This window comes from Bacillus sp. FSL W7-1360 (genome assembly GCF_038592975.1).
GTDB classification, from domain to species: Bacteria; Bacillota; Bacilli; order Bacillales; family Bacillaceae_D; genus Shouchella; species Shouchella lonarensis.
The window spans coordinates 2313886-2327097 of the sequence record NZ_CP151950.1 but is presented as its reverse complement, the minus strand read 5'-3'; the positions used below and the strand labels follow the sequence as shown (position 1 = coordinate 2327097).

The 13212-nt window shown below is 42.4% G+C and carries 17 protein-coding genes; 5 read left to right on the top strand and 12 right to left on the bottom strand.

Features of this window, described 5'->3' with window-relative positions:
- Positions 1-28: 28 nt before the first annotated feature.
- Entirely contained in the window at positions 29-784 is a 756-nt protein-coding gene (locus NSQ26_RS12070) for a class I SAM-dependent methyltransferase (protein WP_499718306.1), read from the bottom strand.
- Between the two features lie 55 nt (positions 785-839).
- Positions 840-1601, bottom strand: coding sequence for a class I SAM-dependent methyltransferase (locus tag NSQ26_RS12065; RefSeq protein ID WP_499718305.1), 762 nt, complete (start codon positions 1599-1601; stop codon positions 840-842).
- Positions 1602-1749: 148 nt separating this feature from the next.
- Here NSQ26_RS12065 and NSQ26_RS12060 point away from each other — a divergent pair, with 148 nt between their 5' ends.
- Positions 1750-2712: an IS30 family transposase gene (locus tag NSQ26_RS12060; protein ID WP_499718303.1), complete on the top strand. Its 963-nt coding sequence runs from the start codon at positions 1750-1752 to the stop codon at positions 2710-2712.
- Between the two features lie 114 nt (positions 2713-2826).
- Here NSQ26_RS12060 and NSQ26_RS12055 read toward each other — a convergent pair whose 3' ends face one another.
- The 3 genes from NSQ26_RS12055 to NSQ26_RS12045 all read right to left on the bottom strand — a co-directional run bounded on the left by NSQ26_RS12055 (position 2827) and on the right by NSQ26_RS12045 (position 5988).
- Positions 2827-4353, bottom strand: coding sequence for a transposase (locus NSQ26_RS12055; RefSeq protein WP_499718301.1), 1527 nt, complete (start codon positions 4351-4353; stop codon positions 2827-2829).
- Between the two features lie 326 nt (positions 4354-4679).
- Positions 4680-5339 carry a hypothetical protein gene (locus NSQ26_RS12050; RefSeq protein WP_499718300.1) on the bottom strand — a complete coding sequence of 220 codons (660 nt, stop codon included), beginning with the start codon at positions 5337-5339 and terminating at the stop codon, positions 4680-4682.
- 37 nt (positions 5340-5376) lie between these two features.
- Positions 5377-5988 carry a YgaN family protein gene (locus tag NSQ26_RS12045; RefSeq protein WP_499718299.1) on the bottom strand — a complete coding sequence of 204 codons (612 nt, stop codon included), beginning with the start codon at positions 5986-5988 and terminating at the stop codon, positions 5377-5379.
- A gap of 216 nt (positions 5989-6204) precedes the next feature.
- On the opposite strand from NSQ26_RS12045, the gene NSQ26_RS12040 reads away from it, so the two are divergent.
- Entirely contained in the window at positions 6205-7566 is a 1362-nt protein-coding gene (locus NSQ26_RS12040; RefSeq protein ID WP_499718298.1) for an IS4 family transposase, read from the top strand.
- Positions 7567-7619: 53 nt separating this feature from the next.
- On the opposite strand, the gene NSQ26_RS12035 is transcribed toward NSQ26_RS12040, so the two are convergent.
- Positions 7620-8060: an Lrp/AsnC family transcriptional regulator gene (locus NSQ26_RS12035; protein ID WP_499718297.1), complete on the bottom strand. Its 441-nt coding sequence runs from the start codon at positions 8058-8060 to the stop codon at positions 7620-7622.
- A gap of 143 nt (positions 8061-8203) precedes the next feature.
- Here NSQ26_RS12035 and NSQ26_RS12030 point away from each other — a divergent pair, with 143 nt between their 5' ends.
- From NSQ26_RS12030 to NSQ26_RS12020, 3 genes are all read left to right on the top strand, one after another.
- Entirely contained in the window at positions 8204-8761 is a 558-nt protein-coding gene (locus tag NSQ26_RS12030) for a cysteine hydrolase family protein (protein WP_499718296.1), read from the top strand.
- Entirely contained in the window at positions 8752-8949 is a 198-nt protein-coding gene (locus tag NSQ26_RS12025) for a DUF1272 domain-containing protein (RefSeq protein WP_499718294.1), read from the top strand. The genes NSQ26_RS12030 and NSQ26_RS12025 overlap by 10 nt, the downstream gene beginning before the upstream one ends.
- A 114-nt stretch (positions 8950-9063) precedes the next feature.
- Positions 9064-9519: an AraC family transcriptional regulator gene (locus tag NSQ26_RS12020; RefSeq protein WP_499718293.1), complete on the top strand. Its 456-nt coding sequence runs from the start codon at positions 9064-9066 to the stop codon at positions 9517-9519.
- 58 nt (positions 9520-9577) lie between these two features.
- On the opposite strand, the gene NSQ26_RS12015 is transcribed toward NSQ26_RS12020, so the two are convergent.
- From NSQ26_RS12015 to NSQ26_RS11990, 6 genes are all read right to left on the bottom strand, one after another.
- Entirely contained in the window at positions 9578-10057 is a 480-nt protein-coding gene (locus NSQ26_RS12015; RefSeq protein ID WP_499718291.1) for an NUDIX hydrolase, read from the bottom strand.
- 298 nt (positions 10058-10355) lie between these two features.
- Positions 10356-10463 carry a putative holin-like toxin gene (locus tag NSQ26_RS12010; RefSeq protein ID WP_499718290.1) on the bottom strand — a complete coding sequence of 36 codons (108 nt, stop codon included), beginning with the start codon at positions 10461-10463 and terminating at the stop codon, positions 10356-10358.
- A gap of 186 nt (positions 10464-10649) precedes the next feature.
- Complete coding sequence (locus NSQ26_RS12005) at positions 10650-10865, bottom strand: hypothetical protein (protein WP_499718289.1); 216 nt, start codon at positions 10863-10865, stop codon at positions 10650-10652.
- Positions 10862-11377 carry a DUF7878 domain-containing protein gene (locus NSQ26_RS12000; protein ID WP_499718287.1) on the bottom strand — a complete coding sequence of 172 codons (516 nt, stop codon included), beginning with the start codon at positions 11375-11377 and terminating at the stop codon, positions 10862-10864. The genes NSQ26_RS12005 and NSQ26_RS12000 overlap by 4 nt, the downstream gene beginning before the upstream one ends.
- Before the next feature lie 28 nt (positions 11378-11405).
- Positions 11406-12431 (bottom strand): serine hydrolase domain-containing protein, encoded by a 1026-nt coding sequence (locus NSQ26_RS11995; protein WP_499718286.1) that lies wholly within the window; start codon positions 12429-12431, stop codon positions 11406-11408.
- 96 nt (positions 12432-12527) lie between these two features.
- Complete coding sequence (locus tag NSQ26_RS11990) at positions 12528-13211, bottom strand: kinase (RefSeq protein ID WP_499718284.1); 684 nt, start codon at positions 13209-13211, stop codon at positions 12528-12530.
- Position 13212 lies beyond the last annotated feature (1 nt).

Genomic DNA, 13212 nt, shown 5'->3' with positions numbered 1-13212 from the left:
GTTGTGAGTGAAAGCCTGCGCACAACCTTCATTTTTTTAATTTAAACACGATATAATTCGGACGCCTCAACTTTGACACAGCTGAGGGATGGGCTTCGATCATCTCTTTAGAAGGCTTCGGTTCAATGAGGCCCTCTAAAACAAATCCTGTTCCAATTAAACGACTCATATAACTTGTCAGCGTTCTGTGAAAGAATAACATGTTTTCCTTTTCACCAAAGTCCTGCTCATAAGCACCTTCATAAAAATACTTGTCTACTTTCCAGTGTAATATTTCTCCATCTTCTCCTCTTTCCCAGCCATATTCAGGCGTTGCAAAGCACGGGTGCAAAATCGAAAACACAAATGTTCCACCGGCTACGAGTAGCCGGTACATTTCTTGAAACGCTTTTTCATCATCAGCCAAGTCTTGAATGACCATATTGGATACAATACAATCAAAACTTTCTGCACGCAAAAAAGACAAGTCTTCGCAATTCCCCTGTCTGTAGTTAATCACGAGTGTTTCCGGTGTTCGTTCTTTCGCAATCTCTATCATGTTTGTTGAATAATCGACGGCTGTAACCTCAGCCCCGTTCTTGCAAAAGATTCTACTTAAATAGCCTTCACCACACCCAGCATCTAATACCCTCTTTCCTTTAACATCTCCAATAAGAAAAAGAATGGTTGGGTTTAAAAGCCATTCACGCCCTTTATCTCCTTGCTCTGTCTGCATGGCCGCATAAGCTTGAGCAAAACCATTCCACCTTCGAATTGATTCTTCCGTTCCCATACTTTTTGTCACAGTTATCTCCCCTTAGGTTGTTTCTCTCTTAAGGAACCTTTTCAGCCGTAACCGTTTATCCTCGTCTTCTCAACTTAAACACAATAAAATCTGGTCGCCTTAATTTTAATGCTGCCTCGGGGTGCGCTGCCAATATCTCTTGCGAAGGCTTGGGTTCGACAAGCTCTTCTAAAACAAATCCTGTTTTCGTTAACGTATTGACATAACTTGTAAGTGTTCGATGGAAAAATAACATGTTTTCCTTATCACCAAAATCTTGCTCATACGCACCCTCATAAAAGTATTTGTCTACTTTCCAGTGTGACTCTTCCCCGTCTTCTCCTCGCTCCCAGCCATATTCAGGTGTCACAAAACATGGGTGCAAGATTGAAAATACAAATGTCCCGCCAGTTACGAGTAAGCGGTGCATTTCTTGAAATGCCTGTTCATAATTAGCTAAATCTTGAATGACCATATTGGATACAATGCAGTCGAAACTTTCTGTTCGTAAAAAAGACAAGTCTTCGCAATTTCCTTGTTGATAAGTAATCGCATCCACTTTTGTCGTGCGCTTTTTCGCAATGTCTAGCATACTCGTTGAATAATCAACCGCAGTAACCTTTGCACCTCTGTTGTCTAACATTCTACTTAAGTACCCTTCTCCGCATCCAGCATCTAAGACTCGCTTCCCTTTTATATCTCCGATAAGTGAAAAGATTACTGGGTTTAAAAGCCACCTGCGACTTAAGTCTCCCTGTTCTGTCTGATCTGCCGCGTACGCTTTGGCAAAATCATTCCACCTTCGAATCGATTCTTCCGTTCCAGCATTTTGAGTCACAATTGTCCCTCCTAGGCTTCCAGCGTTTTTCTATCTGACGGATTGTAATATTAAGTGCAACACCTAAAAACGTGGCTAAAATAAAACAGCCCATAACAGCTTCGTGTAAAATGTAGGTAACCAAACAAACACACACACGGAGGATGCTATGAGCTACCAACATCTTACCACATTTGAAAGAGCACGTATAGAAACGTTTTATAGCCAGGGGCAGTCTATTCGTGCGATTGCTAAAAAGCTTAACCGCTCACCTTCTACCATTTCTAGAGAACTGAAACGGAACTCGGAAGAGAAGTTCTATCAGCCTGAAAGTGCTCAAGAGAACTATCACAAGCGTAGATTACGTTGCGGACGTATTGGTAAATGGTCCTGTGAATTAGCTGAGATCATAAATGAGAAGTTGAAACAAACTTGGTCGCCCGAACAAATTGTAGGACGATTATTTCAAGGGACCATCAGCTTTAAAACCATCTATCGTTGGATTTATCAAGGTCTGTTAGTGAATCAAGATTTATCCTTTCTTCGCCACAAGGGAAAACGGCAAAAACCACTAGAAAAAAGAGGGCGCTTTAATATTGGAACATCTATTTCACAACGACCTAAAGAAATTAGAAAGCGGGAGACTTTTGGTCATTGGGAACTGGATAGTGTTGTTTCCAGTCGTGGGAAAAGTAAAGCGTGTCTTGCTACATTTGTTGAACGTAAAACTAGATGGTACATTGCCTTTAAAATGTCGGATCGCACCTCCTCATCCATGGAAAAAGCGATTCGAACATTAAACGAACAGTTGCCTGCTGGCGCTTTTCAAACCGCAACGGTTGACAGAGGGAAAGAATTTGCCTGTTATAGCTCCATTGAACAAGATACGGATATTCAGCTGTACTTTGCTGATCCTTACTCTTCGTGGCAACGTGGCAGTAATGAAAATGCCAATGGGTTATTAAGAGAGTTTTTCCCTAAGAAAACGGATTTCGCTACTGTTTCTGGTGAAGAACTAGAATTTGCACTGTCGCTAATCAATCATAGACCAAGAAAATGTTTAAAATGGAAAACTACACACGAAGATAGCCTCTCGGCATTAAGGACTAAGCAACTGGAAACAAATAGGTAGATTGATCAAAAAAAGAGTTAAAACCAACACATTCGCTCAAAATTTCATTTCTCTTTCAAAAAAGCGCGCACCAAAAAAACCTTGCCCGCAAGATTTTTTATCAATGTGTTAAAATTAGGCTGCTTGAGGTAGAATAGTCGAGATCAAATGATGCATTTCACCTTCTCGATGACTGTACCAGGCATCCACGTGCTGACACATCATGATGGCATACGTGCGAATGGCCCACATCATAGTGGACCGATGCCTGCCGGCCTCCAGCTTGTAGTCTGTCTTTGTCCGTTTGTTTGTCCGTTCAACAGTAGTGCGACGCGCGAAGATGCGATCCCAAGCTTCTGAACTCCGCGGGAATTCAGGGAAAAGCCTTGGGTCATCCTTCGTACTGGTATGAAAAGTACGTCCAAACTTAGCATTGGAACAAGGATTTTCGCACGTACATGTGGTGCGATTCTCCATTAATGGACAACGCCACTTTTGTCTCTTTTGCGTGTGATCATAGCCATTTTGCTTCATTTCTAAACCCGCCGGACAAATGGGTATGCCTTGAGGAGAAATGGTGATCTTCTTACTATCGTCATAACCCTTGTCATTGTTGTCCTTTTTCTTCGTCCGCTCATTCAGATCGATGAAAGGATTGCATCCATGATGTATAATGAAGTCATAGATGGCTCGTGCATCATGCGCAGCATCTAAGAGAATTCTCTCAGTCGTGCCTACTGTGAAGCGCTGTGAGAACTCTGAAAAGGTTAGTACAAAGCTGACCGAGTCGTGCCGAGACGCTGGCTGGAACTTTGGGTAAAGCGGTAAATCATACGGACTATCTGCGGCTGTAAGGTAATACAGCGAATATCCGTTGTAATGATGCCGATGAGAGCTGTTCCAACCGGTATCTGTGTCAGGCTGAGAGTAGTGGCGGGGGTGACCGCAATTTCTACGCTCCTCGGCACGACAGGCGCAAGCAGGCTTGCTTCGGGGATAGACGGCAGTGGTTACAGGTGTGGCGTCACCTGCAATGGTCAACTGGTCTACATCTCCGAGCAACCCTAGCTTTGCGCTTACTGAAAGAAAAGCATCCTGGAATAAGGAAAAAAGCGAATCTGTTGGTAAAGTTCTTTTCGTTCTACAGCATTTCATTGCTCGTGCAACAATTCGTTTCACCCGATTGGGCGTAACAGTAGGTGCTTTTTCACCTGGTTTTCTCCCTTTCTTCGGCTTTTTGCGCCGGCGTTGCTTATGGCCTTTTCTATTCTTATCACATAGGTTCCATAGACGATGGAAAAAATCGTAGAACGTACCAACACCGGGTACATCTCCGATCTCAAATCCGCTAAGCAAGGCATAAAGACGGTTAGTTTGAAGTGTTTGGACCCATTTGGTAATGCCTTCTTCGGGCCGGACGAAAAGCATTAGTAAAAACGCACGCATCATAGAAGCTGGATCGCGTGGTATTGTCCCTTGAGTAGAATCAGAGTAGGTGTGTTGTACGAGGGCTGAAACGCTTGATAAATCAGTAATGTAGCACTTTGAAATCACTGACCAATCATTTTTGTGCAATAACAATGCCCCATCTGCGTAGTGCTCTTGTAATTGCTCGAGCATAGATTTTTGATATTCGGTATGCGGAACCATTGCTGGTTTCATAAAAACCCCTCCATCGAAAAAGTAATATATTTCCAATTCGATTATTGGGGTGGTTTTTGAAAAATCAAGAGCATATCTGTTTGTTTTGTGTCTGAAAAACGAACACGTTATTTTTGTTTCAATCATTATTACATGAAAAATCCCCCTACGAAGTAGGAGGATAGCACTTTAGAGTGCTTGATAAAATCTTGTCTCGGCGCGCTTTTGCGAATGCCGAGAGGCTATGAAGTGTTTCAGGAGGAAGTGTTGCACTTAATTTGACAAACCCTCATCTTAAAACGTTTTCATTGTGACGTCAAACGTTTTGTGATACAAGCAACACCGCGCTACGCTTTTTCTTCCTCTTTTTCATCAGGAGACAAGATTTCCCACCAAGAAAAAATCGTATCAATGATGAAGATGATTCCCCAAACCCTTATCACTTGATTCATTGCAGATTCACTAAACAGCCCATACAGCTCTGGATCCTCTCCCCACTTTTTAATCCCTTCTACACTAAGTACATCCGTCAATGACACTGTGTCACTAGGAAATAGCAACCAGAATAGCCCATTTGCAAACACGAAGATGATCGCATGCATGGTCCATTCTTTTGCAGTCGCTCTCGCTTGCGCCGCACCATACCTACTTTCTTCACGCGCGCGATGTTCCTCCGCACTGATCAACGGTTTCTTCGTCCACTTCTCGATTTTCCCTCGTATCCAAAAATCTAATTTCTTGAAATCACTTCGTCCGAATGTGAGCGCGTAGAGAATGAATATGAAGACAATCACTTGAAACACAGACAGCTCCCCTGTTGCTCTATACACAAAAAACGCGATCACACTATCAAACACATTCAACAAAACAAACAGGAGTATACTCCATTTACTTAACAGCGGCCGCACAAGCACATAACGAAAAAGCACGAATGAGACGACGCAAAGAAACCCGAGAACTTCTGTCGCGATGAACATAGTCCAATACCATTCTAATAGTAGTGACATTTACATTCCCCCGTCAAACTTTTTTTAGTGCGCTCTTTTACTCTCGCACTTCTTCATCCCAATCCGCCCGAATAATCGCAAACGTTTTTCCTCTACTCCGCATTTCCATAAGCCCTTCCTCTGTATACCAGTTTGATAATAAGCGATCGTCTGCAGTCCATAGAAATAGCGGTGTGCTTTCTGCAGTGATGTCAATGCCACCTGCCGAAGCATAAGATTGGAATATTTCGCTACTGAATGGAACTTCTCCGTTTAACTTTATCGACCCGGAACGATCTTTACCCGTTGGCTGTACAAAAAGTGTAAATCCCGTATCATCATCTTGTGTTTGAGCGAGCTTGTACGCAATAAACAATTCATCCGTATCGCTATGTTCAAAACCTACCGCGCCTACTTGTTGCGAAACAGCTTCGTTCAATTCTCCGTCTTCATATACATCTACATAAAAGTAAATATATTGTACCGTATCTTTCAGTGTCTTCGTTTTAAAAGCAATCGCGTCATCTGTCGTCAGCCACAACAACCGCTGTTCTGTTTTATTCCATTCAATCGGCTCAAGAAACGATTCATCTTGTTGCTGTTGCTCTGTACAACCACTTACTAATAACAAGCTTGCAACAATTCCCCAACATGCTGTTTTCATCATCATGGCGCTTCTGCTCCCGTTCATATAGGATTATATTAACTTTACTTACTCACTCAACTTTCGCAGGCAAAAAATGCTTCGAGTTTCAGTTATAACAAGGCCTGTCGGCCTATGAAATATGCTCCTTGACATCAGTACTTGAAACATGAAAAGCACCACTTCTTTTAGGTATAATAGAGTTGACTAAACCCAATACCAAAAAGAAGAGGTGCTTTCTCTATGATAACTGAAAGGCATGTAAATGAGCAACTCCCAAATGAAATTAATGTTGTATTATCGGAGCTAGAAATGACAAAGCATTTGCGTCAATCAGGTATTCGGAAGAACTTTGGGTTTAGCTGTAATGTTTTATTTCGCCTTGTATTCGCGCTCATTTTCCACCAAAAAAATTGGTTTGCGCTTTTCACTTCAAAGAAGCGTGAAGATTTTCCTGGAAAAGACGCTATATATCGCTTTTTAAACTATCCAAAGTTTGCTTGGAGAAAGTTTCTTTTATCGCTCAGTACAGCTGTCATTCAAAAAGTCAGCGCATTGACATCAAATGATCGTCCCAAGGTCTTGATTGTGGACGATTCTTCATATGACCGCAATCGCAGTAAAAGGGTCGAACTGCTTGCCCGTTGTTTTGATCATTCTTCCACTAAAAATCGCTTTTATAAAGGATTTCGTATGCTTACACTCGGTTGGTCCGATGGGAACACTTTTATACCTATTGATTTTTCACTACTGAGTTCCAAAAAATCTATCATCAATGGCATCAACGAAGATCTCGATAAGCGTAGTGCTGGTTATAAGCGACGTAAAGAGGGTCTTCAATCCGCTCCTGAACAACTCCCTGGTATGATCGCGCGAGCATTATCGAAAGGCGTTCAGGCTTCCTATGTCTTAATGGACTCGTGGTTTACTCAACAGCCATTGATCAAAGCCATTGTAGATCAAGGAATTGATGTTATCGGTATGGTGAAGAATTCAAAACAGCGTTATCAAGTAAACGGTAAAATGCTATCTTTGAAGGAGCTTTATCACCGTGCAACGCCTCTTCCTGAGAAAAAAGGTGTTCTCCGCTCCATCACGACAACGATGGCAAATGGTGTCACTGTTAAAGTTGTTTTTGTGCGTAATCGGAATAAAAAGCGAGAATGGCTTGCTGTTTTGAGTACAGACTGCACCCTTTCTGAACAGGAGATTATCCGAACTTACGGGATCCGCTGGGATATAGAAGTGTTTTTCAAGACGACGAAGTCGCTCCTCCGTTTGCAAAAGGAGTTTCAAGGGCGTTCGTACGACTCACTTATTAGCCACACAACCATTGTTTTTACTAGATATATCGTGTTATCCTGGCAAAATCGTTGCCACAATGATCATCGGACACTGGGTGGTGTATTTTATGATCTCTGTGATGAGATGCAGGCGCTTGATTGGACTGTTGCGTTGCAACAGTTACTCGAGCTTCTTCATGATGCTTTTGACAAGATTGATAAGCGCGCACAGCGCTTGATCAAAAGTCAACTCTCACATTGGATTGCTGGATTACCCACTTATATCAAGGCTTACATGCCTGATTTGAGGTGCGAAAGTTGAGTTACTCATATTAAAACGCTTCCATGTTGCGTCAACGCTAAGATGCCATTTAATTAAACGTTTGTTTCATCTTCTACCAATGGTTTGTAAGGGACCGGCGAAGATAAATTAATTAACGTCGATGGATGACCAAAGGCCATCGCTTCATCAATGAACTGCTCTAGCACTTCCACTGATTCGACCACCACTTTGACTAAATAACTATACTGACCAACTAAACGATGACATTCAATGACGCTTTCATGCCCGATACAAAAATTCCGAAAAGCTTCACACCGGCTCGTTTCCATCAACACAAACGCCATCACATGCTTGCCGACTTTTTTTGGGTCAATCATCGCCCGGTAACCACTAATCACTTGCTTATCCTCTAGTTTTTGTACCCGCTCCTTCACCGCTGGCACCGACAAATTCACTTCTTTCCCTAAACGCGTCATCGACATCCGTCCGTCTTCTTGCAATTGCTTCATGATCTCCCAATCAATCTCATCCATTTTTTCACCTCAAATCATTAGGAAATTGCACATAGAAACCTTTAAAACAGCATGCATGTGCGTTTGAAAACCGAAAAAAGTACATTCTTACTCTCTATCATACTTGTTACACTACATACATCAAACAAAAAGGACTGATACCCATGAACAACGCACTACTTTTAGTCGATGTGCAACAAGCATTTGATGATCCGAAGTGGGGGCAGCGCAATCATCACGACGCAGAAAAAAATATTGCGCTCCTTCTAGGCGAATGGCGAAAGAAAAAAGCACCTGTTATTCACATTCAACATCATTCAACTCGCCGGCACTCTCTTTTCTATCATGAACATCCCGGATTTTCTTTTAAAAATGAAGCCCAGCCTATCAACGGTGAGGAGATTTTCCGAAAGCAAGTGAACAGTGCTTTCATCGGCACCGGACTCACATCGTATTTGCGCAAGCAACATATTGCCGCTTTAACAATCGCGGGCTTCACCACCCCTCACTGTGTATCCACAACCGCACGGATGAGTGCAAATCTTGGTTTTCAAACAACCGTCGTTTCTGATGCCACTGTCGCATTTCCTTTACAATGGGGTGAGGCACGCTACACCGCTGAACAAGTTCACGAAGCTTCTTTGCTCACGCTGCACGAAGAATTTGCCACAATCACTTTGACGAAATCTCTTATAAAAGGACGTGAGGAATCATGGCATTGATCATGAAAAACGCATGTGAATCATGCACAAAAACACTCGCACCACACGAAGTTGCTTATATTTGCATACATGAATGCACCTTCTGTCCTGCGTGCACAGAAGAAATGACTTTCGTTTGTTCAAATTGCTCTGGGGAGCTTGTCAGAAGGCCGTGTGGGATAGACGCACAATCAAATTGCTCGCTCTAATATCGGCACACTCTCGCCATTTTAATATTTTTTAAAAATACAAATGAATAACTTTTTATAACATGATAGCATGAACCATGTAACCAAAATGCATACAGAAAGGAATGACATGCGATGGACAGAAACATCGAAGTACTTCCTCTATACCACATCGCTTATATACGGCAAATCGGCCCTTATGGTCCTTCCAACATGAAAGCAATCGCACAAATCAAAGAATGGGCACAAGAAAAAAACTTACTCACTGGCTCTGCCATTATACTTGGTATTGCTCGAGACAATGCAAAAGTGACGCCCCCACAGAAATGTCGATATGATGCCTGTATCGTTCTGGAGCATGATCACCAGATTGACCATTCCCTTCTTTACGACGAACTTCCTGGTGGTCAGTATATGGTCTTCACACTTGAACATACGGCTACAGCCGTGCAAGAAGCATGGTGCAACACGTTTCAAGTAATAGAGGACAATGGTTATGGCATTGATGACAAACCGATTTTGGAGCGATATACCGGGGAAATGATACGCCAAAACAAGTGCGAAATATGTGTCCCTGTCAAACCAGTCTAGCAGTCACCAGAGAGGAGCTATCCTTCTTCACACCCGGATGAGCTCCTCTCCACATCATTCAGTTCTCTTTTTCCAAACGGATTAAATTTGGTAAATAATCACTACGGATGACTTGCCACTTATCACAGTCGGCCTCATTCACCCCTACTATTGTATGAATCGGTAGCCAGAAAAATTGAAATACCCAACCATTATCTTTTCCGTCACATTTGACGACATATTCCCAACGATCAGGAATGAGCCCATCTTCTTTCTCTTTAAAATGGTAAACAAATCTCCGTTGATACTCATTTCTATACGTGGAAAAATACTTGTACACACCAATCCGTCGGACATATTCAATGTTTGTTAACCCTGTTTCTTCAAATACTTCCCGCACAGCAGCCTCTTTTTCATCTTCATTTTTCTCCACTCCACCGCCTGGCACGTGAATATCTGACTCCGGATCATCGCGATGCTTATATACAAGTAACTGCCATTCTCCATCTCGGTACCGCGTTATGTAAGCAAGTGCTTTTTTTACTTCAGTTGTTTCCATATGGATGCTCCTCCTAATGTTATTCGTATTCAAAGATGTTACCTATACACTTGAGAAAGCGCGACCACAGCAGCATACCTCTCCAACAAAAAGATGGTTTCACACCCAAACATCAAGATAGACTTGCTTGACGCCCTCCACAAGATGAGTGTATACTTAAACTACATAAAGCATAAACTAAAAACGACCGCAGGTGCCCTATTAACACCCACGGTCTGCAATAACAAGGGCTCCCTTTAAAGGGGCAACCATACTTGGTGATACACGACCACCCTACTGCTGGCGCGCTTAAGGGTGGTTATTTCTTTTCGTTATCGCATTTTCGCTTCTGCGACACGTTGATGATTGACACAATCAAACCACCGAACGCAATCATGAGCGCTAACGCTTGAAAAGTCGTCATCATCGCAACACTCCTTTCTGTCGGGAGTGCCGCCACCCTTAAAGACCTGTATGTTATTGCACTGCTAGTGTAACACAATGAAATCCATGTTGAAAGCGTTGTCATTCGGTGTAGAAAACCTTTACTTGAAGAATTCATCCCCCGCCTCTTAAATGCACTATTTAAGAGCTAAGAAGTGACCTAAGTCTTCTACTCGGAAACGATAAACAGTATCGCTGCTAGCTTTAGTAGTTCAACGCCAACCGATGTATCTGGAGCCTGAATATAGTACCCCATGACCTGTGGGCTTGCGAGCTGTAAACCAATCCCACTCAATAATAGGACGAACAGGATAAACACTTTCGCTCGCTCAGGCGCCACGTATTGTGTATATAATGTTTTATAGTTGTTTAGTGATGATTTCATGTGGCCTCTTCATCATCGAAATAGGGGATGTGCTCTGGGATGTGCTGCAAGAAATATTTTAGATCAATATGAAAGTAGCCCTCAATATCCTCTCTTAACCTCTGCTCTAACGCACAAAACGCTGCAACAACGTCATCTTTCTCAAACACATTATGAAGATCGGCCTCTGCCCAGATAGATGTCACCTTTGCTTGATGCGAAAATGGCCACAATGAAATTAACGCGCCATCTTCATACTCCCCGTATTCAATCGTATAGTAATGAAACTCGGGAACAAAATCATCCCTTACCTTTGTTTTCCACTCAAAAAGAGCCTTGTAGAATTCCAAAATAGCTAGTTCTGCCTCGAAGTATCGCTCATTATTTATCTTGATGATGAACAAAGCTTCTACAGCCAAAATAGATGGGACATCTGCTCTCTGTTTATTTGATATACTTTCGCTTTTGCTAGTGAATTCGTATTCGAACGTTATATTGTTTGCATTTGTATGCTTGGTTTCTATTATGTTCATATTACTTTTATTCCCCTCCTGTTTCCGGTCACTCCGAAAACAACCTATCCACTTCCCATACAATCGGGACAACGTGTTGTTCCACATTTGCTAAAATGTGCGTCTGTGTTTTCAATTTCACATTGACAGATGAATGCATTCTTACTCCAGGATCATAACCAATGCTGAGATATTTATAGATTTCATCATTCTTCTTCAAAATCCGAACCCCATAACCATAATACAACTCACCCTCAATATTTTCATAAGGCGTCAATAATTTTTCCTGATAATCCGGGCCTAGTAGTTTTCCAGCCCATAAGCCATTCCAAAACTTTTCAAGATCCAATACGGTTGTAAACGCGCCTCCGTCTGGCCCGCCAACAATTGGAACGGAATAAATATTGGTTTTCCAGCTATTATCCTCTTCACTGTCAATGTATCCGAGTGCTGTTCGTTCTGGCAGTTGATCCATCCGAAAATAGCCCGAGTCTGACATCTCACAAGCACGAAAGATATGCTCCTCCACATAGTCCGGAAACGCCTTTCCTGATACTTCCTCTACAATTAAGCCGAGTAAAATATAACCAGCATTGCTATAGGAAAACGTTTCCCCTGTCTGGAACTTCATCGCGTTTTCCTGAAACATTGGCAAAAAATCAGCCGGCGATTTGATCGTATACATCGGGACTGTTTTCCACAACTCTTCAAAGTCGCTCATCACTTCTTCATCAAAATAATCTGATACCCCTGAGGTGTGCGTCAATAAATGATGAACGGTGATGCTTGGATCAAAGTGCGGGAATGAAATCGATAAACACTTATTTAGATACGTGTCGAAGGTCAGCAGTCCTTTCTCGACGAGCTGACATATCGCGACTGCAGTGAACATTTTACACCCAGATGCCATCCCAAATCTTGTTTGCAAGGTGATCTCGATCTGCTCGCTCCGATTCGCGAAACCAAATGCGCCTTCATAACGTGTGTGCTCACCTTGTACAAATACGGCGCCAGAAAACGGCAACTCTTCATCATAACCTTTTATAAATGTTTCAATTTTTTGTTGAAATGTCATTCAAATCAATCCTCTCTATACTACTTCCCCTTCACACCACGATACACCTCTAGATTCAGGACAAAATCCTTTACATCTATTGCGCAAATTTCCCAACTATTCATCATGTCTATCTTTTACTCCCTCATCGCAGTGATACGAATCAAACATCCCCAAGTCCGTTGCCTTACACACCACATGTGCACGAGCCACTGGACTTTCTGTATCCACATAGTGATCTTCCCCTAGCCAATACCTTCTTTTATACTTAGCAAGTCTTTCTTCGTAGTCGCCAATATACAAATCGCGATTTAACGCTCGCTCATACCTCAATTCCCGAGGGCAGTCGAGGAATAGGATGAGATCAAAAAAACGCCTCCACTCTTCCCGTTGCAGGAATATCCCTTCAACGAGAACGATGTCATCACGTTCGACGGTCACGTGTTTATTCACAATATGATCCGCTGCTTTGTCGTAAAACGACAACGTCAATGTCCCAATATTGCCGTGCAACTCTTCGAACAGTTGCCTTTTTAACTCCTCGACATCCCATTGCAAATAATAATACTCGTACCATTCTTCATGCCCGGTGTGATATCGCTTATCCCTTTCAACAATGTGATCGTCAATATGGAAAACAGATACTTTTCGATGCTCATACTTTAATTCACGCTCAAGCTTTTTTACGAGCGTCGTTTTCCCAGCGCCACTTAAACCATCGATTGCCACGATAAATGGACGCTCCTGAAGAGCGGATTGATGCCTTTGCAATATGAGCGATGTGATTTCTTTGATTGACATC

Bases quoted from the DNA above. Each gene is read 5' to 3' on its own strand.
- NSQ26_RS12040 (WP_499718298.1), top strand. From the start codon at position 6,205: ATGATAACTGAAAGGCATGTAAATGAGCAACTCCCAAATGAAATTAAT.
- NSQ26_RS12060 (WP_499718303.1), top strand. From the start codon at position 1,750: ATGAGCTACCAACATCTTACCACATTTGAAAGAGCACGTATAGAAACG.
- NSQ26_RS12055 (WP_499718301.1), bottom strand. From the start codon at position 4,353: ATGAAACCAGCAATGGTTCCGCATACCGAATATCAAAAATCTATGCTC.
- NSQ26_RS12050 (WP_499718300.1), bottom strand. From the start codon at position 5,339: ATGTCACTACTATTAGAATGGTATTGGACTATGTTCATCGCGACAGAA.
- NSQ26_RS11995 (WP_499718286.1), bottom strand. From the start codon at position 12,431: ATGACATTTCAACAAAAAATTGAAACATTTATAAAAGGTTATGATGAA.
- NSQ26_RS12015 (WP_499718291.1), bottom strand. From the start codon at position 10,057: ATGGAAACAACTGAAGTAAAAAAAGCACTTGCTTACATAACGCGGTAC.
- NSQ26_RS12005 (WP_499718289.1), bottom strand. From the start codon at position 10,865: ATGAAATCATCACTAAACAACTATAAAACATTATATACACAATACGTG.
- NSQ26_RS11990 (WP_499718284.1), bottom strand. From the start codon at position 13,211: ATGTCAATCAAAGAAATCACATCGCTCATATTGCAAAGGCATCAATCC.
- NSQ26_RS12045 (WP_499718299.1), bottom strand. From the start codon at position 5,988: ATGATGATGAAAACAGCATGTTGGGGAATTGTTGCAAGCTTGTTATTA.
- NSQ26_RS12000 (WP_499718287.1), bottom strand. From the start codon at position 11,377: ATGAACATAATAGAAACCAAGCATACAAATGCAAACAATATAACGTTC.
- NSQ26_RS12020 (WP_499718293.1), top strand. From the start codon at position 9,064: ATGGACAGAAACATCGAAGTACTTCCTCTATACCACATCGCTTATATA.
- NSQ26_RS12010 (WP_499718290.1), bottom strand. From the start codon at position 10,463: ATGATGACGACTTTTCAAGCGTTAGCGCTCATGATTGCGTTCGGTGGT.
- NSQ26_RS12030 (WP_499718296.1), top strand. From the start codon at position 8,204: ATGAACAACGCACTACTTTTAGTCGATGTGCAACAAGCATTTGATGAT.
- NSQ26_RS12025 (WP_499718294.1), top strand. From the start codon at position 8,752: ATGGCATTGATCATGAAAAACGCATGTGAATCATGCACAAAAACACTC.
- NSQ26_RS12035 (WP_499718297.1), bottom strand. From the start codon at position 8,060: ATGGATGAGATTGATTGGGAGATCATGAAGCAATTGCAAGAAGACGGA.